Genomic DNA, 19,665 nt, shown 5'->3' on the forward strand with positions numbered 1-19,665 from the left:
CAGGCTCTTCCGCGCGGGAGACCCCACGAACGTCCGGGACCATCGGCCCCGGTCGGCCTAGCGGAGCACCGGCTCGGGGTCCTCGGCGACCACCTGCGGCACGGCCAGCAGCGCGACCGCGGCGGCCAGGGCCGCCACCGCGCACACCGTCCACACCGTGAGGTAGCCCGAGAGCGCGGCATGGCCCTCGGTCGGGTCGTCGATGCTGCCCGTGGCCGAGAGGGCGATCGCGAAGATCGCGGACGCGATCGCGCCGCCGACCGTCTTGGTCGCATTGGTCATGCCGGTCGCGAACCCGGTCCGTTCGGGAGGCGCCGCGGCGGCCGCGGTGGCCGGCAGCGCGGCCACCAGCGCGCCGGACCCGAGGCCGGCGACGGCCATGTTGACCAGCGCCTGCCAGGTCGCGTCGTGGAACGGCAGCCACAGCGCGTAGCCGGCCGCCACCAGGAGCGAGGAGAACACCAGCGCACCGCGGGGTCCGAGCGCGCGGGTGGTGAGCGGCAGCGTGAACGCGCCGATCGCCAGGAAGATCACGTACAGGCCGATCAACGTGGACACGAACCCGGCACCCGCGCCCAGGCCGTAGCCGGCGACGTCGGGGTCGGTGCGCGCGAACGTCGACAGCGGGATCTGGGCGCCGAGCACGGACATCCCGAACAGGAACGCCGTGAGCTGCACCGGCCACTGCCCCGGCTCGCGGAGCAGGCGTACGTCGATCAGCGGCTCGGCCCGGCCCAGCTCGAAGCGCACGAACGGCACCAGGGCGGCGAGACCGAGCACGACCAGGGCCCAGGCGAGCACGCTGCCCACGCCGTCGACGCGGACCACGATCAGCCCCGCCATCACCAGCCCGACCGCGGTCGTGACGAGGCCGAGGCCGCCGAGGTCCAGGCCGCCGGTCGCGGTGCCGGGGAGGTCCTCGATGCCGAGCCAGATCACCACGAAGCACGCGGTCACCGCGACCGCGGGCAGGGCCAGCAGCACGGTCATCGAGGTCGTCTCGACCAGGGCGCCGCTCGTCACGGCGCCGACGATCACCGCGAGCTCGAGGGCGCCGACCAGGACCGCCGCCGACCGGCGGGTCAGCTGGTTCTGCCGGCCGGTGCCGGCGGTCCGCCGGTAGATGATCGCGACCTCGAGCGGCAGCCAGACGACGTACGCGCCCTGGAGCGCGGCGCCCACCAGGAACGTCGAGAACGACGGGGCGACGGCCAGGATCCACGATCCCGCCGCGGTCACGGCGGTCGAGAGCAACAGCACCCGCTTGTGGCCGACCAGGTCGCCGAGCCGGGCCAGCGGCGGCACCACCAGCGCCGACACGACCAGCTGCGCCGCCTCGAACCAGTTCACATCGGCGTCGGCGATCGCGAGGTGGTCGGCGATGTCGCTGAAGATCGGCGTGTAGTAGCCCTGCAGGATGCCGCTGGCCAGCTCCACGCAGACCAGGAAGCCGACGACCGCGAACAGCGAGTGGCGCGGCTGGATCTGGGCCCGGGTCGGGGGTCGGGTCACGGGCTCCATCAGGGGATCCTCTCGATGAGGCGCTGGTACCAGCGCACGCCGTCGACGAGGGCGTCGACCCCGAGGTGCTCGTCGTAGGAGTGGATCGACTCGCGCTGCGCCTTCGACATCCGGAACGGCGCGAACCGGTAGACGCGGGCGCAGATCGCGGTGAAGAACCGCGAGTCGGTGGCGGCCATCATCACGTACGGCGCGGCCACGGCGTCGGGGAACACGTCGGCGATCGTGGCCTCCAGCAGCGCGAACGCCTCGTCGTCGATCGGCGAGACGGGGCTCGGCTCGTTGCGCTCGACCACCTCGATCCGGACCCGGTCGTCGGCGATGGCGCGCCGTACGTGCTCGAGGACGCCGGCGACCGTGTCGCCGACCATGATCCGGATGTTGACGCCGGCCCGGGCGGTGCTGGCGATGACGTTGAGGGCCGGCGAGCCGGACAGCGTCGTGACCGCGAACGTGGTCCGGGTCATCGCGGCCGGCTCCGGACCGGCGGTCAGCAGGACCCGCGTGAGGACGGGGCGCAGCCGGCCGGCGTTCGCGAGCAGCGGGCGCAGCGCGAGCGACGCGTGCGGCGCCATCCGGCGGAACAGCTCGATGGTCGGATCGGGGACGCTCGCCGGCATCGGTGAGCGGTCCAGCCGGGTGATCGCGCGGGCCAGCCGGGCGGTCGGCCCCATCCGCGCCGGTGTCGAGGCGTGCCCGCCGCGGCCGTCGACGCGCAGCTCGAGGGAGGTGACGCCCTTCTCGGTCACGCCGACCACGCCGATCGGCGCGCCGACGCCGGGGAACGCCTCGGACGCGATCGCGCCGCCCTCGTCGACGACGAACCACGGCCGGACGCCCCGGGCCTCGAGCTCGGCGACCGCGAGGGCCGCCGCGGTGCCGGAGACCTCCTCGTTGCAGCCGAAGGACAGCCACACGTCCTGGTTCGGCACGAAGCCCTGCTCGAGCAGTGTCTCCACGGCCTCGCAGATGCCGACGACCGCGCCCTTGTCGTCGAGGGTGCCGCGGCCCCAGACGGCACCGTCGTGGATCTCGGCGCCGAACGCCGGGTAGCGCCAGGGCGCGGTCTCGTCGACGGGTACGACGTCGAGGTGGGCCATCAGCACCACCGGGCGGTCCGCGGCGCGACCGGGCCAGCGGAACAGCAGGCCGTGGGTGTCGACGCGGGTGCCCTCCAGCCGCTCGTGCAGCCGCGGGAACTGCCGGGCCAGCTCCTCGAGCAGCCGGTCGAACGCGCCGGTGTCCACCCGATCGGGGTCGCGGTCGGACACCGTCGGGATGCGGACCAGCGCCTGCAGCCTGCCGACGGCGCGATGGGTCGCCGGCGGGTTCGTGGGGCGGGTCACGGGCCGAGGCTAGTAGCCCGGCGCCGGTCTCGGATGCGAGACGGCCGGACCCGTCGGGGTCGTTGACCCCGGACGCTCACGCCGATGGACTGGCCCCGTGCCCCCACCTACCGCGATGCACCACTTCCTCGACCGGCCGGCGACGCCGGCGCGCCGGCGAGCCCGCGGCCCCCGCGTCGGCGGGGTCCTCGGGGTGGTGACCGATGGTGACCACGCCGACGGGGTCGAACTCGTCGGGGATGCCGAACGCCTCCCGCACGGCCGCGTCGCGATCGGGCGGGATCCCGATGAAGCACGACGCGAGCCCGGCGTCGGTGGCGGTCTGCAGGATCAGCAGGCTCGCCATCGCGGTGTCCATGTCCCAGAAGGGCTTGGGCCAGCGCGTCTCGTCGCGGTCGGCCCAGCCCTTGTCGGGCTCGGCGTACCGGCTCAGGTAGGCGGCCTTGCTCGAGCAGGGCAGGATCACCACCGGGGCGCGCATCATGCCGGCCAGCCACCGGTCGGGGTGGGCGACCCCGTCGTCGCCGGCGGTGGCCACCCAGTACCGCCGTACGTCCTCGGGGGTGTCGAGCAGAAGGAATGCCCAGCCCTGGCTGAAGCCGGCGTTCGGCGCGCGGGTGGCGTTGCGCAGCGCGAGGTCGACGATCGCCGGGTCGACGGGGTCGGTCGCGTAGTTGCGGACCATGCGGCGGCGGCGTACGACGTCCTGGAACTCCATGGACCGGATTATGGAGGGCACCGTGCCTGACGACTTCGAGCGGATGTGGGCCGACCTCGCGCCGGTGGGGCGCTCGGCCACGAGCGGCGGCTACAACCGCTCGCCCTTCACGGCTCCCGAGACCGAGCTGCGCGCGTGGTTCGTGGAGCAGTGCCGGGCCCGCGGGCTGCGCGTGGAGGGCGACTCCTACGGCAACGTCGTGGGCTGGTGGGACGTCGGCGCCGGACCTGCCGTGCTCACCGGGTCGCACCTGGACTCCGTGCTCGACGGCGGCGCGTACGACGGCCCGCTCGGCGTCGTGTCGGGGCTCGCGGCGCTCGACCTGCTGCGCTCGCGCGGCGTCGCGCCGGCGCGGCCGATCGGGGTGTCGGTGTTCGTGGAGGAGGAGGGCTCGCGCTTCGGGCTGGCCTGCCTCGGCTCGCGGCTGGCCACCGGCGCCGTGTCGTGGGACCAGGCTCGCGAGCTGCGCGACCGCGACGGCGTGGCCTTCGGTGACGTGGTCGCGGGCGGCGCGTCCTCCTCGCTGCTGTCCTCGGTCGGCACGTTCGTCGAGCTGCACGTCGAGCAGGGCCGCGACCTCGTGGACCGCGGTGCGGCCGTCGGTGTCGCGAGCGAGATCTGGCCGCACGGGCGCTACCGGTTCGACTTCGCCGGCTCCGCGAACCATGCCGGCACCACCCGGATGGAGGACCGCGCCGACCCGATGCTCACCTACGCGTTCACCGCGCTGGGCGCGAACAAGCAGGCGCGGCTCGCCGGCGAGCGGGCGACGTTCGGCCGGGTGTCGGTCGAGCCGAACGGGACCAACGCGGTGCCCTCGCACGTGACTGCCTGGCTGGACGCCCGGTGCGCGACCGAGGAGTCCCTCGCGGCGCTGGTCGAGGGGATCACCACCCAGGCGACCGACCGGGCCGGGCGCGACGGGACCGCGCTGGTGGTCACCGTCGAGTCGGTGTCGCCGGCGGTCGCGTTCGACGCTGCGCTGGCCGCGCGGGTCGCCGCCGACCACGAGGGCGGCGACTGGCCGGTGATCCCGACCCAGGCCGGCCACGACGCGGGCATCCTCTCCGCCGCCGGCATCCCGACCGCGATGCTGTTCGTCCGCAACCCGACCGGCGTCTCGCACTCGCCGGCCGAGCACGCGGAGCTCCCCGACTGCCTGGTGGGCGTCTCCGCCCTGGCCGACACCCTGGAACGGCTGACCCGGTGAGCGAGTCCTCCTCGGCGTACCTCCTGGAGCGGGCGTGGGTCGACGGCGCCGTCCGCGACGACGTGCTGGTCGAGATCGAGGACGGCCGGTTCACATCCGTCACACCGGTAGGGCAGAACCTGCACTTGTCGGGTGAAGTTTCGGCCGAGAAGTACCGGTTTCCCCGGGTACCCGGGGAAACCACCCGGCTCCCCGGCCTCACGATCCCCGGGCTGAGGAACGACCACAGCCACGCGTTCCACCGGGCGCTGCGGGGGCGGACCCAGGTGGGGCGGGGGACGTTCTGGACCTGGCGCGAGCAGATGTACGACGTGGCGGCGCGGCTCGCCCCCGACGCGTACTTCGCGCTGGCCCGGGCGACGTACCGGGAGATGGTCGCCGCCGGCTACACGAGCGTGTCGGAGTTCCACTACCTGCACGCCCCCGAGCCGGCGATGGGGGACGCGCTGCGGTCGGCCGCGGCCGAGGCGGGCATCCGGATCACGCTGCTCGACACCTGCTACGTCAGCAGCGGCTTCGGCGCGCCTCCCGAGGGTGCCCAGCTCCGCTTCAGCGACGGCACCGCCGAGCAGTGGGCCGCGCGGGTCGGCGACGGCCCGGCCGCGATCCACTCGGTGCGCGCGGTCCCGCGCGAGCAGCTGCACGTGTTCCGCGGACGCGACCCGCTGCACGTCCACCTGAGCGAGCAGCAGCAGGAGAACGAGGCCTGCCTGGCGGCGTACGGCGTCACCCCCACCCGGCTGCTGCACGACGAGGGCCTGCTCGGTCCGGGCACGACGGTGGTCCACGCCACCCACCTCACCGACGACGACATCGCGCTGCTCGGCGCGACCCGCACGAACGTCTGCGTCACCCCCACGACCGAGCGCGACCTCGCCGACGGCATCGGCCCGGCGCGCCGGCTCGCGGACGCGGGCTGCCGGATCACGATCGGCAGCGACAGCCACGCGGTGATCGACCCGTTCGAGGAGCTGCGCGGCCTGGAGATGGACGAGCGGCTGGTCACCCGGGAGCGCGGGCACTGGTCGGCCGCCGAGCTGCTCGCCATCGGGGCGGCCGGCGGGATCGCGGTGGGCGAGCCCGCCGACCTGGTCACGATCGACACCGCCAGCCCGCGCACGGCCGGCACCGGCGCGGACGAGCACACCGCGGTGTTCGCCGCGACGGGCGCCGACGTCACCCAGGTGGTGATCGGCGGGCGGGTGGTCGCCACCAGGGACGACCACGAGGCGATCGGGCGCGAGCTCGACGCGGCGCTGAGCGCACTGATGGTGAGCACACTGACGGGGAGGGCGGGGAGGGTGCCGTGACCACGACGCTGATCACGAACATCGGGGAGCTGGTCACCAACGACCCGGAGGCCGCCGAGGACGGTCGGGGCCTGCTCGGGGTCGTCGAGCAGGCCGCGCTCCTGCTCGAGGGCGCGCACGTCGCCTGGGTCGGCCGCGCCGCCGACGCGCCCGCCGCCGACCAGCTGGTCGACGCCGGCGGCCGCGCGGTGCTGCCCGGCTTCGTCGACAGCCACAGCCACCTGGTCTTCGCGGGCGACCGGGCCGCCGAGTTCGCGGCCCGGATGGCCGGGACGCCGTACGCGGCCGGCGGCATCCGCACCACGGTCGCCGCCACCCGCGCAGCCACCGACGAGCAGCTCACCAGCCACGTCGCCCGCCTGGTCGAGGAGATGCGCCGCCAGGGCACCACCACCGTCGAGATCAAGAGCGGCTACGGGCTGAGCGTCCACGACGAGGCCCGCAGCCTCGCGGTCGCGCGCCAGTTCACCGACGAGACGACGTTCCTCGGCGCGCACGTCGTCCCCGAGGGCGACCCGGGGGAGTACGTCGACCTCGTCACCGGCCCGATGCTCGACGCGGCCAAGGAGCACGCCCGCTGGATCGACGTGTTCTGCGAGCGCGGCGCCTTCGACGCCGACCAGGCCCGCACGATCCTGCGGGCCGGCGCGGCCGCCGGCCTCCGCGGCCGGCTGCACGCCAACCAGCTCACCTACGGCGAGGGGGTCCGGCTCGCTGCGGAGCTCGGCCTGGTCGCGGTCGACCACTGCACCTACCTCAGCGACGAGGACGTCGCGGCGCTACGCGACAGCGGCACCATCGCCACGCTGCTGCCCGGCGTCGAGTTCTCGACCCGGCAGCCCTACCCCGACGCCCGCCGGCTCCTCGACGCCGGGGTCCGGGTCGCCCTCGCCAGCGACTGCAACCCCGGGTCCTGCTTCACCAGCAGCATCCCGCTGTGCATCGCCCTCGCCGTCCGCGAGATGGGGATGACGCCGGCCGAGGCCGTGCACGCCGCGACCTACCGCGGCGCGGAGGCGCTGGACCGCGACGACGTCGGCGCGCTGCTGCCGGGACGCCGGGCCGACCTCGTCGTGCTCGACGCCCCCACCCACGTCCACCTCGCCTACCGCCCCGGCGTCCCCCTCGTCCGGCAGACCTGGGCCGCCGGACGCCCGCTGTGACGCGGGGGCCGGGCCTCGCGGCTCAGTCGCCGGCGACCACCTCGTGGATGTGGTCCGCCACCAGGCCGTGCGCCTCGCGGTGCACGGCGGCGGCCGCCTCCGGGTTGGGGGCGTCGACCAGGCAGAACACCTTCCCGTTCGCCTCGTCGACCCAGTAGCTGCGGTAGTCCACGCCGTACTTGCCCTGGATCTTCAGGTCCTCGGCGTGCGCCCCCGCCACGTCGGCGGCGGTCGCGCCCTCCGGCAGGGCCTCGTGGACGTCCATGTAGAGCGGCATCGGGCTCTCCTCTCGTTGCTGGTCCATCGAGTCTCGGCGGCACGGCAGCCGAGGACCATGACTGATCGCCCGGACCACATGACCCGTCCGGGATCTGGTCGTGGGCCTCGCACGGACGCATGCTGAGCAGATGACGAACCCGCTCACGGACGCGCTCGCCAAGCTCCGACTCGACGGCGCGATCTTCCTGCGCGGGTCCTACAGCGAGGCCTGGGCCTACGAGTCGGTCCCGGGGGCCGACCTCGCCGCCCTCCTCGTCCCCGGCGCGAGCCGGGTCGTCCTCATGCACGTGATCGTCCGTGGTCGCTGCTGGATCCAGGTCGGCGACGGGGACCGGCTCTGGGCCGGCGCCGGCGACGTGATCGTGCTGCCCTACGGCGACACCCACCGGATGGGCGGGGTCGAGGCCGCCGAGCTGGTCGAGCTCGGGAGCCTCGTCGAGCAGCCGCCGTGGACCCGGATGCCCGCCATCGAGCACGGCGGGGGCGGCGCGCCGACCCAGGTGGTGTGCGGCTACCTCGCGAGCGAGGACCCGCTGTTCGACCCGCAGCTCGCCGCGCTGCCTCCGGTGTTCGTCGTGAGCCCGGTCGGCGAGGCCCGGGAGTTCGTGGGGGCCAGCATCGCGTACGCCGTGCACCAGACCGCCCGGCTCGCGGACGGCCGGTTCGAGGTGCCGCCGCGGCTGCCCGAGCTGCTGCTGGTCGAGGTGCTCCGGCTGCACCTCGCGAACGCGCCCGCGGCGCACCACGGCTGGCTCGGCGCGCTCCTGCACCCGGTGCTGGCGCCGGCGATGGCCGCGATGCACGCCGACCCCGCCACCCGCTGGACGGTGGCCGAGCTGGCCCGGACGGCGGCCGTGTCCGAGTCGCTCCTCGACGAGCGGTTCCGAACCGTGCTCGGGATGCCCCCGATCCGGTACCTGGCCGGCTGGCGGATGCACCTGGCCCGGGACCTGCTCGAGTCCAGCGAGCTCGGCGTGGCGGCGATCGCGCACCGGGTCGGCTACGACTCGGAGGAGGCGTTCAGCCGGGCGTTCAAGCGCGCCCACGGCCTCTCCCCCGGGCAGTGGCGGCGGACCTCGGGCCGGCTGCCCCAGCCGCCTAAGGCACCTCCGGAGCCGGTGCCGACCGGATAGGGCACCTTCCCGATGCGCGGGCCTACCTCAGCGAGCGAGCCTCGGCACATCACCGAGGAGCTGAGGAGCCCGCCATGACCGAGAACACCGCACACCGCGACTACGTGAAGACCGAGCTGGAGTACCGGCTGAACCGGGTCCAGGCCGACCTGGCGGGCCGCCGCAAGCGGCGCGCGCTGGTACGCCGGCACCGGGACGTCGACGGGCAGACCTGGACGACGGTGCGCTGAGCGGCGCGCCGCGATGAGCCAGCCGACGCTGCGCCTGGTCCCGGAACAAGGGATCATGGACGGCGTGGCCGCACACACCAGCCGGACCCTGGTCGGGCGAGACGCCGAGCTGACGGAGATCGCTTCGTTGCTCGGCGTCCGTCCGCACCGGACCGGCGCACCCGGCCCCAAGACCGGCCCCGAAACCGGCCCCGACGCCGGCCTCGGCACCGGCCCCGACACCGGCCTGGTGCTGCTCTCCGGCGACGCCGGCGTCGGCAAGACCCGGCTGCTGACCGAGCTGCGCGACCTGGCCTTCGCCGAGGGCTGGCAGGTGGTGGCGGGCCACTGCCTCGACTTCGGCGACGGCGCGCTGCCGTACCTGCCGTTCTCCGAGGTCCTCGGCCGGCTCGCCGCCGACCTCCCGGACCTCGTCGCGGACGTCGCGGGCCGGCACCCCGCGCTCGCGCGCCTCCAGCCGGGCCGGCGGGTGCTGGGCTCCCCGGACCGCTCCGGCGGCGACCCGGGCGGCGACCCCGGCGCCCTCGACCGGGGCGACCTCTTCGAGGCCGTGCACACCCTCCTCGAGACGGCCGCCGTCAAGGCGCCGCTGCTCCTCGTCATCGAGGACACGCACTGGGCCGACCAGTCGACCCGCGACCTGCTCAGCTTCCTGTTCACCCGGCCCTTCGACGGCCCGGTCTCGGTGGTCGCGTCGTACCGCTCCGACGACCTGCACCGCCGGCACCCGCTGCGCCCCCAGGTCGCCGAATGGTCCCGGATCCGCGGCGTGCACCGGGTGGCGCTCTCCCCGCTCTCCGAGGGCGCCGTCCGGGCGCTCATCGCCGAGCTCGCCCCCGAGGGCCTGGCCGAGCGCGAGCTCGCCGACATCGTGGACCGCGCCGAGGGCAACGCGTTCTTCGTCGAGGAGCTCACCAGCGCCGCCGCCGGCCCGGGCCGCTGGGTCCCCGCCGACCTCGCCGACGTGCTGCTCGTGCGCCTCGACCGGCTCGACGACACCGCGCGGCAGGTGGTCCGCACGGCCAGCGTCTCCGGCCGCCGGGTCTCCCACGACACCCTGGCCGCGGCCTCCGGGCTCGACGCGGCGGCGCTCGACGAGGGCCTGCGCAAGGCGGTCGAGATGAACATCCTCCTGGCCAGCGAGGGCCGCTACTCCTTCCGCCACGCGCTCCTCGGCGAGGCGGTGTACGACGACCTCCTGCCGGGTGAGCGGGTCCGGTTGCACGCGCAGTACGTCACCGCCCTCCGGTCCGGGGCCGCCGCGGGCACCGCGGCCGAGCTGGCCCGGCACGCCCGGCTGGCCACCGACCTCGACACCGCGTTGAGCGCCAGCATCCAGGCCGGTCGCGAGGCGTGGGACGTCGGTGGCCCGGACGAGGCGGCGTACCACTACCAGCAGGCCCTCGAGCTGCTCGTCGACCCGCGTCGCTGCGAGCGCGCCGAGGTCGACGTCTCCACGCTGGTGCAGAGCGCGGCGGAGGCGCTGAGCGAGAGCGGCGATCCGCAGCGCGCCGTCGCCCTGATCCAGGAGCAGCTCGACCGGCTGCCGGACGACGCGCCGCCGGAGTGGCGCTCGCGGATGCTGACCACCCGCGCGGGCATCCTCATCAACGTCGACACCGACGAGGACCCGATCGGGGTCTCCGCCGAGGCGCTCGCGCTGGCGCCGGAGGGCGAGAACCGGTGGCGGGCGCGGGCGCTCACCACCCACGCCCGGGTGCTGGCGGGGAGGGGGCGCTACGAGGAGGCGGAGGTCGCGGGCATGGAGGCGCTCGCCCTCAACGAGCGGCTCAACCTCGACAAGCTCGCCTCCGAGGTCATCACCACGCTCAGCGGCCTGAAGAAGGCCGGCCCCAAGGAGGGGCTGCGCTCCGCGCTCGTCGACGCGGTGGCCCGGGCCCAGGGGTCGGGCGCGGTCCACGCCGAGCTGCGGGCGCGGTTCCTGCTCAGCCGGTCCTTCGAGGACTGGGGGGAGTTCGACGAGTCCGAACGGTGGTTCCGCAGCGCCATGGACCGCGCCGCCGCGGACGGACTGACGTGGGCGCCGTACGCCCTGGAGTCACGGGTGCAGCTCTCGTGGGTCCGCTACGTCCGTGGGGCGTGGGACGACGTGCTCGCCCTCACGGTCCTGGACGGCGAGAGCCCGCCGCCCATCCCGCGGGCGATCCTCACGGCGCTGCGGTTGAGTGTGGAGCAGGGTCGCGGCGCGGACGTCGCCGCCGAGGCCCGCAAGCTGCGGCGCTTCTGGTCGCGGGAGGGCGCGGTCGCCATCCACTCGGCGGCGCTGGAGATCGTGCAGGCGGGCCGGGCCGGCGACGCCGACGGCGCGCTCCAGGTCTACGACGACGTCGTCGGGGTGCTGGGGCGGCTGTGGCACGAGTGGTTCAGCGCGCGGATCCGCTTCGGTGCGCTCGCCATCGGCGCGGTCGCCCAGGCGATGCCGGGACTCTCCGGTGCCGAGCGCTCGGCGTACGCCGTCCGCGTCGACCGGATCCACGCCGACGGGGCCGTCGTGCTCCAGCGCTACTCCGACCCGTCGGGCCACTGGGGTCCGGAGGGCCGCGCCTGGATGAAGAGGCTGGAGGCGGAGACGCTCCGGGTCCGGTGGCTGGCCGGCGTCGACGCGCCACCCCTGGACGCGCTGGTCGGCACCTGGCGCGACGCGGTGGTGCTCTTCGAGGACTTCGGGCACGTCCACGAGCTGGCCCGGGTGCGCACCGTCCTGGCCGGCATCCTGCGCGCCACCGGCGACCTCGCCGGCGGCCGCGAGCTCGGCGACCTGGCCCGCGTCACCGCGCACCAGCTGGGCGCCCGGCCGCTGCTCGACGAGCTGCGCTCGATCGGCGGCGCCCCGGCGCGCGCCGAGTCGGCGCCCGACTCGCTCACGCCCCGCGAGAGCGAGATCCTCCAGCTGGTCGCCCAGGGTCGGTCGAACGGCGAGATCGCCAAGCAGCTGTTCATCAGCGCGAAGACGGTCTCGGTCCACGTCTCGAACATCCTCGGCAAGCTGGACGCCGCCGGGCGCACCGAGGCCGCCGCGATCGCCCGGCGCCGCGGGCTGATCGGCTAGCCGTCAGCTCGCGGCGACGTACACGCAGGTCGGGTCGGAGCCGAGCACGTCACCGGTGACGGCGTACGCGTGCGAGCGCGATCCGCCGCACACCTCGCGGAACTCGCAGGTCCCGCACTTGCCGTGGAACGCGGACGGGTCCCGCAGCGACCGCAGCAGCGGGTCGGTGCGGTAGAGCTCCCGGAAGCCCTGCTCGGTGACGTTGCCGCAGCGCTGCGGCAGGAAGCCGGAGGGGTAGACGTCGCCGAGGTGGTCGATGAACGCGAACCCGCGGCCGGAGTTGACGTCGATCGGTGGCCGCGGCCGACGCAGCTGCTCGGTGCGCCCCAGGCGCAGGCTCGCGGTCGCCGCCGTCAGCCGCTGGTACAGCTCGCCGAGCTCGACGTGGTCGCCCCGAGCCCGCTGGATCGCGACCCGCCGGTAGTGCGGCGCCTCGGTGGCCTTGACGGCGATCAGGTCCGAGACGTCGTGCATCCAGTGCAGCACGTCCTCGACGCCCGGCGCCGAGAGCGGGGTCAGCGCCGTGCCGCGGCCGGTCGGCACCAGGAAGAACACGCTCCAGAGTGAGGCGTCCAGGCCGATCACGGTGCGCAGCACGTCGGGCAGCTCGGCCACGTTCGCCTCGGTGACGGTCGTGTTGACCTGCAGCCGGAAGCCCGCCTCCTTGACCCACCGGGCGGCGCGCAGGGTGTCGTCGAAGACCCCGGGCACGCCGCGGAACGAGTCGTGCGTCGCGGCGGCCGCGCCGTCCAGGGACAGCGACATGGCGACGGCACCGGCGGCGCGCAGGTCGGCGAGCACGTCCGGGGTGAGCCGCGGGGTCACCGACGGCGAGAGCGCGACGTGGAGACCCAGCGACGTCCCGTAGCTCACCAGCTCGGCGAGATCCGGCCGCTCGAACGGGTCGCCGCCGGTCAGGACGACGATCGGGTACGGCGTGCCGAAGCCCGCGATGTCGGCCAGCAGCGCCCGGCCCTGCTCCGTGGTGAGCTGACGCGGGTGCGCCCGGGTCTGGGCGTCGGCCCGGCAGTGCCGGCAGACCAGGGCACAGGCGCGGGTGACCTCCCAGATGGTGATCAGCGGGCGGTCCGCCGGGTCGTGGCGCAGCTGTCGCACGGCGCGCTGGTCGGTCATCGGGCCTCCTCGGCGGGTGCCAGGCACGCGAGCAGCAGCACGGCGACCGGTCCGGGCATCCCGGGTCCGACCACCGTCACCCTGCGCACCCGGCGAATATACACGGCTCGACCCTAGAGAACAGGGCGCCGAACGTCGAAGCCCGGCGGGTGTGTCCCCGATCACGCGCGGCCCGTCGGGTGCCAGCGGGTGGCCGGTGCCGGAGGCTGGTCGGCTCGCCGCCCACCGGGCAGACATACTCGTGACCCGTGACCACGACCGCCGACTCGGCCTTCCGCTGCGCCGGGGCCAGCCTGCTCGACACCGAGCCGATGGCCGGCTCCGCGCCCACCGAGGCCGCGTGGCTCTTCGTCGAGCAGCCCGGCCCGTGGGGCCGGCAGGCGGTCGCGGAGAGCCGGCTGCCCGAGGCGGTGCGCGACCACCTCGCCGGGATCGCCGCGCGCCACGGCGTGCGGGTCCAGCTGATCCGCCGCCACGGTGGGACGTCCGGGCCGGGGGTGCGGGTCTTCTCGGCCGTGCTCGGGGACCGGCCGGTCCTGCGCACCGCCCTGCTCGCCGACCCCGGCGAGCTGCTCGCTAGCACCGCGACGGTCGCCGACGACCCGCTGGGCCACCTCGCGTGGGAGCCGTACGCCGGACCGCTGTGGCTGGTGTGCACCAACGGTCGGCGCGACCTGTGCTGCGCCGAGCGCGGCCGCCCGGTCACCGCCGCCCTGGCCGACCGCTGGCCCGAGGCGACCTGGGAGACCAGCCACCTGGGCGGGCACCGGTTCTCCGGCACCCTGCTCGCGCTGCCCGCGGGCGTGGTCCTCGGCCGGCTCGACCCGGCGTCCGCGGTCGAGGCCTGCGCCGCGCTGGAGGCCGGCCGGCTGCCGGCCCACCTGGCCCGCGGCCGCTCCGGGCTGCCCGGGGCCGCCCAGGTCGCCGAGCTGCACCTGCGTGCCGAGCTCGGGCTGGATCGCCTCGACGACGTCCGCGTGGTCGCGGTCGAGAGCGGCCGGGTGCGGCTCGAGGCCGGTGGCGCGGCGTACCTGGTCGACGTCGAGGAGTCGCTCGGCGCCCCGCGCCGGCAGAGCTGCGCGGACCTGAGGACGAAGGCCGCGCCGGTGTACGCCGTGGTCGGCTGGGTACAGGATCGGATGATCGCGGACCCCTTCCCCAGCGACCAGCACTAGCCCCACCGACCCAGGAGGACGTCAGATGACGACCACGCCCGAAGAGCCTCTGAGCGACGACGACATGAGCACCGCCCCCGCGGGCGACCCCACTACCGGCCTCGGCGGCGACGCCGACGGCACCGACGGCGGTGACGCCGACGGCACCGACGGCACCGACGGCGGTGACGCCGACGGCACCGACGGGGATGGCACCGACGGCGACGCGACCGACACCACCGACGGCGACGGCTCGGACAGCGACGGCACCGACGGCGACGGGACCGACGGCGACGGCACCGACGGGGGCGCCTCCTGAGTGAGGAGCGCACTCGACCTGCTGAGCGGTGACGCCCAGACCTTCCTCGCGAAGGTCTGGGCGTCACGCGTGCACCTGCACCGCACCGACCCCGCCGACCCCGAGGGGGTGGTCGGCCTGCTGTCGCTCGCCGATGCCGACCACCTGCTGGCCGGCGCCGCCCTCCGCACGCCGTCGATCCGGATGGCCAAGGACGGCTCCGTGCTCCCGGAGTCGGCGTACACCCGCCGGGCCACCCTCGCCGGCAAGCCGCTGACCGGGCTGGTCGACGCCCGCAAGGCACTGGCGCTCTTCGACGACGGCGCGACCGTGGTCTTCCAGGGCCTGCACCGCTACTGGCCGCCGCTGACCCGGCTGATCGCCCAGCTCGAGCTGGAGCTGGGCCACCCCTGCCAGGCCAACGCCTACCTGACCCCGCCCGGCGCGCAGGGCTTCGCGGTGCACTCGGACTCCCACGACGTGTTCGTCTTCCAGACCGCCGGCTCGAAGCGGTGGGAGGTGCACGGGCCGGACGGCCCCGAGGAGGTGCTGCTCGAGCCGGGGGTGTCGATGTACCTGCCGACCGGCACCCCGCACGCCGCACGCGCCCAGGACACCGTCTCCCTGCACGTGACGCTCGGCATCACCCAGCTCACCTGGCGCGGGCTGGTCGAGCGCACGGTGGCCACCGCCCTCGGCGAGGTGCCCGACGAGCACCTGCCCGCCGGCTACCTCGACGAGCCGGCTGCCCTCGCCGGTCCGCTCGCCGAGCGGCTCGAGCGGCTCGCGGAGGCCGTGCGCCGCCTGGACGCCACTGCGGCCGTCGAGGCGGAGGTCCGGCGCTTCCTCACCTCGCGCCCGCCGCGCCTCGACGGCGGCCTGCACGACGTGCTCGCCCGCGGTGCGATCACCGACACCACCACCCTGCGCCGCCGCCCCGGCCACCCGTGCGTCCTCCTCGACCGCGGCGAGCGGATCGAGGTGCTGCTCGGCGACCGGTCGCTGACGGTGCCCGCCTGGATCCGCCCGGCGCTCGAGGAGGTCCGTTCCCGCGGCGAGCTGACGCCGGCCGACCTGCCGCTCGACGAGCAGAGCCGCCTGGTGCTGTGCCGACGGCTGGTCCGGGAGGGCCTCCTGGAGGTCCGGTGAGCCCGGCGCCCCCGCCGCCCGCCTTCCGCTGCGCGGCCGCCAGCGTGCTGCGCGACGAGCCGGTCGCCGGCACCGCGACCCACGTCCGCACCTGGCTCCTGGTCGAGCACACCGGGCCGTGGGGCAGCGACGCGCTCCTCGACGCGCGACTGCCCGACGGGGTCGGCGCCGCGCTCAAGGACCGGGCCCGGGCGCTGCGCGCGAAGATCCTGCTGGTCCGGAGGTTCAGCTCGAAGCCGGACGGCGCCGGCGTCCGGGTGTTCGCCGCGCAGGCCGACCCGGTCCACCCCCGGATCGAGTCCGGCCGGCTGGGCGACGTGCGCGACGTGCTCGACCTCGACCTCGACGGGTTCCGGGCCGGCGGGTCGACCGGCCTGGCGGCGTACGACGGCGCCCTGTTCTGCGTGTGCACCAACGGCCGGCACGACGCCTGCTGCGCCGAGCGGGGCCGCCCGGTCGCACAGGCCCTCGGCCGGGCGCACCCCGAGGAGACCTGGGAGGTCTCGCACATCGGCGGCGACCGGTTCGCCGGCAACATGGTGGTGCTGCCGCAGGGCCTCTACTACGGCCGGCTGGACCCGGCCGCCGCGCTCGCGGTCGCGGGCGCCCACCTCGCCGGCGAGCTCGACCTGGACCACCTGCGGGGCCGCTCCTCCCAGCCGATGGGCGTCCAGGCCGCCGAGATCCTGCTGCGCCGCGAGCTGGCCGTGACCCGCGAGCCGGACGTCGTGCTGGTGGGACGCTCGGTGGCGGGCGACGTCACGACGGCCGCCTTCGCCGTCGCGGGCGCGACGTACGACGTCCAGGTCCGCACCACCCACGACCCGGGCACCGCCACGCGGCTGACCTGCAAGGCGCAGCGTGACAACCCGGTGCCGGCGCACGAGCTGCTCAGCGTGACCCGGCGCTCCCGACCACGACCTGGGCATCGTCCGGCGCGATCAGTTGACGCGTGTCAGTCCAAGACCTAGCGTCCTGGACTAGAACACGTTCCACTCAACTCAGGAGGTCCGGTGGCGCAACCCACGAGCCAGGCGGCTCGGCCCACGGTGGCGGTGATCGGCGCCGGCATCAGCGGCCTGACCGCGAGCAAGATGCTCGACGACTACGGCATCGACTACACGACGTTCGAGTCCTCCGACCGGGTGGGCGGCAACTGGGCGTTCGGCAACCCGAACGGGCGCAGCAGCGCCTACCGCTCACTGCACATCGACACCTCCAAGCACCGGCTGTCGTTCAAGGACTTCCCGATGCCGGAGGACTATCCCGACTTCCCGCACCACACCCAGATCAAGGCCTACCTCGACTCCTACGCCGACGCGTTCGGCCTGCTCGAGCGCATCGAGTTCCAGAACGGCGTGGTGCACGCCGAGCGGCTGCCCGCGGGCGGCTGGGAGCTGCGGACCGAGCGGACCGGCACCCGCCGCTTCGACCTGCTCGTGGTCGCCAACGGCCACCACTGGGACCCGCGGTTCGCGGACTTCCCCGGCGAGTTCACCGGCGACTCGATCCACTCCCACCACTACATCGACCCGCACGACCCGCTCGACTTCACCGGCAAGCGGATCCTCGTCGTCGGGATCGGCAACAGCGCCGCCGACATCGCCGTCGAGCTGTCCTCGCGGTCGCTGCAGAACGAGGTGACGCTCTCCACCCGGTCGAGCGCCTGGATCGTGCCGAAGTACACCTACGGCCTCCCCGCGGACAAGTACTACGTGACCACGCCGTACCTCCCGCTGAAGTGGCAGCGCTGGTTCGTGCAGAAGATGCAGTTCATGGCCGGCTCGAACCCCGAGCTGTACGGCCTGCCCAAGCCCAACCACAAGTTCTTCGAGGCGCACCCGACCCAGTCCGTCGAGCTGCCGCTTCGGCTCGGGTCCGGCGACCTCACGCCGAAGGGTGACATCGCCCGGCTCGACGGCGGGACCGTGCACTTCCAGGACGGCACCAGCGGCGACTTCGACGTGATCGTGTACGCCACCGGCTACAACATCACGTTCCCGTTCTTCGACCCCGCGTTCATCAGCGCGCCCGACAACCAGATCAGCCTGTACAAGCGGATGTTCAAGCCCGGCATCGACGACCTGGTCTTCGCCGGCTTCGCGCAGGCCACCCCGACGCTGTTCCCGTTCGTGGAGGCCCAGGCGCGGCTGGTGGCGGCGTACGCCGCGGGCCTGTACCGGCTGCCGCCCGTCGAGGAGATGGAGCGGGTGATCGTCCAGGACCAGCAGAAGTACACCGGGCACATGCTCGACCGGCCCCGCCACACCCAGCAGCTCGACTACTTCGTCTACGAGCACGACCTGCGGGCCCGCGAGATCCCGCGCGGCCGCGAGCGCGCCGCCGCCGACGGTGCGCCGCTTCTGGCGGGGCGGGCCTCGTGAGCGCCACCAGGGGCGACGAGCGGCGCACCGCGCTGCTCGCCGCCCTCGACGACCGGCTCCAGCACAGCCCGCTCGACGCGATCAACATCGCCGACATCTCCCGCCGGGCCGGGGTCACGCGGTCCGCGTTCTACTTCTACTTCGAGAACAAGGCCGCCGCCGTCGCGGCGCTGATGGACGACATGTACGACGAGGGCCTCGGCGCCGCGGAGCTGCTGGGCGGTGACGGCTCGATGCGCGATCGCCTGGTGACCGCGATCCGCGCGATCTTCGTCGGCTGGGGGGAGCGGAGGCACCTCTACCGCGCCCTGCTCGACGCCCGCGCGACCAGCCCCGGCGTCCGCGACCAGTGGGACGCCTTCCAGCAGACGTTCATCGGCGTGCTCGCCGACGTGATCGCGGGCGAGCGGGCGAGCGGCGCAGCGCCCGACGGGGTGGACGCGCGGGCGATCGCCACCGCGCTCCTCGACCTCAACGACCGCACGCTGGCGCGCGTCGTCCGCGCACCCGCGGACTTCGACTGGGACCGCCACGTCGACGCGGTCGTGCACGTGTGGCTGAGCTCGATCTACGGGAGGACCCAGTGAAGTACGACGAGATCGCCTTCCCCTCGGGCCCCCGGCGGGACCGGGCGGACTGCCACGCCTGGCACTTCACCGGCGAGGGCGAGGCGCTCGCCACCGAGGCCGGCCGGCCGGTGGCCGTGATGGCGCACGGGCTCGGCGGCACCAAGGACTCCGGCCTCCAGCCGTTCGCGGAGGCGCTGGCCGCGGCCGGGCTCGACGTCCTCGCCTTCGACTACCGCGGCTTCGGCGCCAGCGGCGGCTCGCCCCGGCAGACCGTCTCGATGGCCGGCCAGCTCGAGGACTACCGGGCCGCGATGGCGGCCGCCGCGCGGCTGCCCGGCGTCGACCCGGCGCGGCTGGTGCTCTGGGGCGTGTCGCTGGCCGGCGGGCACGTGCTGGCCGCCGCGGCGCACCGCGACGACGTGGCGGCCGTCGTGTCGCTGACCCCGCTGGTCGACGGGCTCGCGGCCGGCCGGCACGCGCTGTCGCACCACCGGCCGTCGGCGATGCTGCGCTCCACCGTTGCCGGCGTCCGCAGCCGGGTCGGCGCGACCCGGATGATGCCGGTCGTCGCCCGCCCGGGGGAGCTGGGCGCGCTGACGCTGGACGGCTGCCTCGAGGACTACCTGGCTCTCGCGGGCCCGACCTGGCGCAACGAGATCGACGCCTCGGTCGGCCTCGAGCTCGGCAACCACCGGCCTGGCCGGCAGGCCAGGCACGTCCGCGCCCCGCTGCTCGTCCAGATCGCCGACCTCGACCGCAGCGCCCCACCGCGGGCCGCCGCCAAGGCCGCCTTCGCCGGCCGCGCCGAGGTCCGCCACTACCCCTGCGACCACTTCGACGTGTGGCCCGGCAAGCCCTGGCACGAGGCCGCCGTACGCCACCAGGTGGCCTTCCTCTCGAGGGTGCTGGCTCCGCCGGGTCGCTAGCGGCCCCGCGGGCCGGGGTGGGCGGTGCCTGAGCAACCGTTCTGGCAGGCGGGCCGGTTGCTGGATCACCG

General features: G+C 74.8%; 18 protein-coding genes. 13 read left to right on the forward strand and 5 right to left on the reverse strand.

The features are described 5' to 3' along the window. Positions 1 to 57: 57 nt before the first annotated feature. From QMC84_RS02855 to QMC84_RS02865, 3 genes are all read right to left on the reverse strand, one after another. Positions 58 to 1,521, reverse strand: a complete 1,464-nt coding sequence (locus QMC84_RS02855) for an MFS transporter (RefSeq protein WP_300371584.1) — start codon at positions 1,519 to 1,521, stop codon at positions 58 to 60. Then, on the reverse strand, positions 1,521 to 2,867 hold the full coding sequence (locus QMC84_RS02860) for a M20 family peptidase (protein ID WP_300371586.1): 1,347 nt from the start codon (positions 2,865 to 2,867) through the stop codon (positions 1,521 to 1,523). Before QMC84_RS02860 ends, QMC84_RS02855 begins: the two co-directional genes overlap by 1 nt. A 76-nt stretch (positions 2,868 to 2,943) precedes the next feature. Then, the gene (locus QMC84_RS02865; RefSeq protein ID WP_300371588.1) at positions 2,944 to 3,585 is read right to left on the reverse strand and encodes a nitroreductase family protein; all 642 of its coding nucleotides are present in this window, start codon (positions 3,583 to 3,585) and stop codon (positions 2,944 to 2,946) included. Positions 3,586 to 3,607: 22 nt separating this feature from the next. Here QMC84_RS02865 and QMC84_RS02870 point away from each other — a divergent pair, with 22 nt between their 5' ends. Genes QMC84_RS02870 through hutI form a run of 3 tightly spaced genes read left to right on the forward strand, consistent with a single transcriptional unit; the run spans position 3,608 to position 7,268 of the window. Further along, complete coding sequence (locus QMC84_RS02870; RefSeq protein ID WP_300371589.1) at positions 3,608 to 4,795, forward strand: allantoate amidohydrolase; 1,188 nt, start codon at positions 3,608 to 3,610, stop codon at positions 4,793 to 4,795. Then, entirely contained in the window at positions 4,792 to 6,105 is a 1,314-nt protein-coding gene (locus tag QMC84_RS02875) for a formimidoylglutamate deiminase (RefSeq protein WP_300371591.1), read from the forward strand. The genes QMC84_RS02870 and QMC84_RS02875 overlap by 4 nt, the downstream gene beginning before the upstream one ends. Continuing rightward, the gene (hutI, locus tag QMC84_RS02880; protein WP_300371593.1) at positions 6,102 to 7,268 is read left to right on the forward strand and encodes an imidazolonepropionase; all 1,167 of its coding nucleotides are present in this window, start codon (positions 6,102 to 6,104) and stop codon (positions 7,266 to 7,268) included. Before QMC84_RS02875 ends, hutI begins: the two co-directional genes overlap by 4 nt. A gap of 22 nt (positions 7,269 to 7,290) precedes the next feature. On the opposite strand, the gene QMC84_RS02885 is transcribed toward hutI, so the two are convergent. Beyond that, the gene (locus tag QMC84_RS02885; protein WP_300371595.1) at positions 7,291 to 7,545 is read right to left on the reverse strand and encodes a DUF4242 domain-containing protein; all 255 of its coding nucleotides are present in this window, start codon (positions 7,543 to 7,545) and stop codon (positions 7,291 to 7,293) included. A 130-nt stretch (positions 7,546 to 7,675) separates the two neighbouring features. Here QMC84_RS02885 and QMC84_RS02890 point away from each other — a divergent pair, with 130 nt between their 5' ends. From QMC84_RS02890 to QMC84_RS02900, 3 genes are all read left to right on the forward strand, one after another. Then, positions 7,676 to 8,680, forward strand: coding sequence for an AraC family transcriptional regulator (locus QMC84_RS02890; protein ID WP_300371597.1), 1,005 nt, complete (start codon positions 7,676 to 7,678; stop codon positions 8,678 to 8,680). A gap of 74 nt (positions 8,681 to 8,754) precedes the next feature. After that, positions 8,755 to 8,910 (forward strand): hypothetical protein, encoded by a 156-nt coding sequence (locus tag QMC84_RS02895; RefSeq protein ID WP_300371599.1) that lies wholly within the window; start codon positions 8,755 to 8,757, stop codon positions 8,908 to 8,910. Positions 8,911 to 8,923: 13 nt separating this feature from the next. Then, positions 8,924 to 11,980 (forward strand): helix-turn-helix transcriptional regulator, encoded by a 3,057-nt coding sequence (locus tag QMC84_RS02900; protein WP_300371601.1) that lies wholly within the window; start codon positions 8,924 to 8,926, stop codon positions 11,978 to 11,980. Between the two features lie 3 nt (positions 11,981 to 11,983). Here the strand turns inward: QMC84_RS02900 and QMC84_RS02905 are convergent, their stop codons facing one another. Beyond that, a complete protein-coding gene (locus QMC84_RS02905) occupies positions 11,984 to 13,114 on the reverse strand; it encodes a TIGR04053 family radical SAM/SPASM domain-containing protein (protein WP_300371603.1) in 1,131 nt (376 codons plus the stop codon). A gap of 248 nt (positions 13,115 to 13,362) precedes the next feature. On the opposite strand from QMC84_RS02905, the gene QMC84_RS02910 reads away from it, so the two are divergent. From QMC84_RS02910 to QMC84_RS02940, 7 genes are read left to right on the forward strand one after another with little or no spacing between them, the layout of a single operon-like run. Next, positions 13,363 to 14,289: a sucrase ferredoxin gene (locus QMC84_RS02910; protein WP_300371605.1), complete on the forward strand. Its 927-nt coding sequence runs from the start codon at positions 13,363 to 13,365 to the stop codon at positions 14,287 to 14,289. A gap of 25 nt (positions 14,290 to 14,314) precedes the next feature. After that, positions 14,315 to 14,587, forward strand: a complete 273-nt coding sequence (locus tag QMC84_RS02915) for a hypothetical protein (protein ID WP_300371607.1) — start codon at positions 14,315 to 14,317, stop codon at positions 14,585 to 14,587. After that, on the forward strand, positions 14,588 to 15,715 hold the full coding sequence (locus QMC84_RS02920; protein ID WP_300371609.1) for a cupin domain-containing protein: 1,128 nt from the start codon (positions 14,588 to 14,590) through the stop codon (positions 15,713 to 15,715). Beyond that, complete coding sequence (locus QMC84_RS02925) at positions 15,712 to 16,686, forward strand: sucrase ferredoxin (RefSeq protein WP_300371611.1); 975 nt, start codon at positions 15,712 to 15,714, stop codon at positions 16,684 to 16,686. The genes QMC84_RS02920 and QMC84_RS02925 overlap by 4 nt, the downstream gene beginning before the upstream one ends. A 42-nt stretch (positions 16,687 to 16,728) precedes the next feature. Further along, a complete protein-coding gene (locus tag QMC84_RS02930; RefSeq protein WP_300371613.1) occupies positions 16,729 to 18,099 on the forward strand; it encodes an NAD(P)-binding domain-containing protein in 1,371 nt (456 codons plus the stop codon). Then, entirely contained in the window at positions 18,096 to 18,686 is a 591-nt protein-coding gene (locus tag QMC84_RS02935; protein ID WP_300371615.1) for a TetR/AcrR family transcriptional regulator, read from the forward strand. Before QMC84_RS02930 ends, QMC84_RS02935 begins: the two co-directional genes overlap by 4 nt. Continuing rightward, entirely contained in the window at positions 18,683 to 19,594 is a 912-nt protein-coding gene (locus QMC84_RS02940; protein WP_300371617.1) for an alpha/beta hydrolase, read from the forward strand. Before QMC84_RS02935 ends, QMC84_RS02940 begins: the two co-directional genes overlap by 4 nt. Positions 19,595 to 19,665: the final 71 nt, after the last annotated feature.

It is taken from the genome of Nocardioides sp., assembly GCF_030019515.1.
Lineage (GTDB): Bacteria > Actinomycetota > Actinomycetes > Propionibacteriales > Nocardioidaceae > Nocardioides.

What these genes read in the sequence shown, in the direction of transcription:
- QMC84_RS02855 (WP_300371584.1), bottom strand. Translation starts at nt 1,521, where the DNA reads ATGGAGCCCGTGACCCGACCCCCGACCCGGGCCCAGATCCAGCCGCGC.
- QMC84_RS02865 (WP_300371588.1), bottom strand. Translation starts at nt 3,585, where the DNA reads ATGGAGTTCCAGGACGTCGTACGCCGCCGCCGCATGGTCCGCAACTAC.
- QMC84_RS02885 (WP_300371595.1), bottom strand. Translation starts at nt 7,545, where the DNA reads ATGCCGCTCTACATGGACGTCCACGAGGCCCTGCCGGAGGGCGCGACC.
- QMC84_RS02890 (WP_300371597.1), top strand. Translation starts at nt 7,676, where the DNA reads ATGACGAACCCGCTCACGGACGCGCTCGCCAAGCTCCGACTCGACGGC.
- QMC84_RS02895 (WP_300371599.1), top strand. Translation starts at nt 8,755, where the DNA reads ATGACCGAGAACACCGCACACCGCGACTACGTGAAGACCGAGCTGGAG.
- QMC84_RS02900 (WP_300371601.1), top strand. Translation starts at nt 8,924, where the DNA reads ATGAGCCAGCCGACGCTGCGCCTGGTCCCGGAACAAGGGATCATGGAC.
- QMC84_RS02905 (WP_300371603.1), bottom strand. Translation starts at nt 13,114, where the DNA reads ATGACCGACCAGCGCGCCGTGCGACAGCTGCGCCACGACCCGGCGGAC.
- QMC84_RS02915 (WP_300371607.1), top strand. Translation starts at nt 14,315, where the DNA reads ATGACGACCACGCCCGAAGAGCCTCTGAGCGACGACGACATGAGCACC.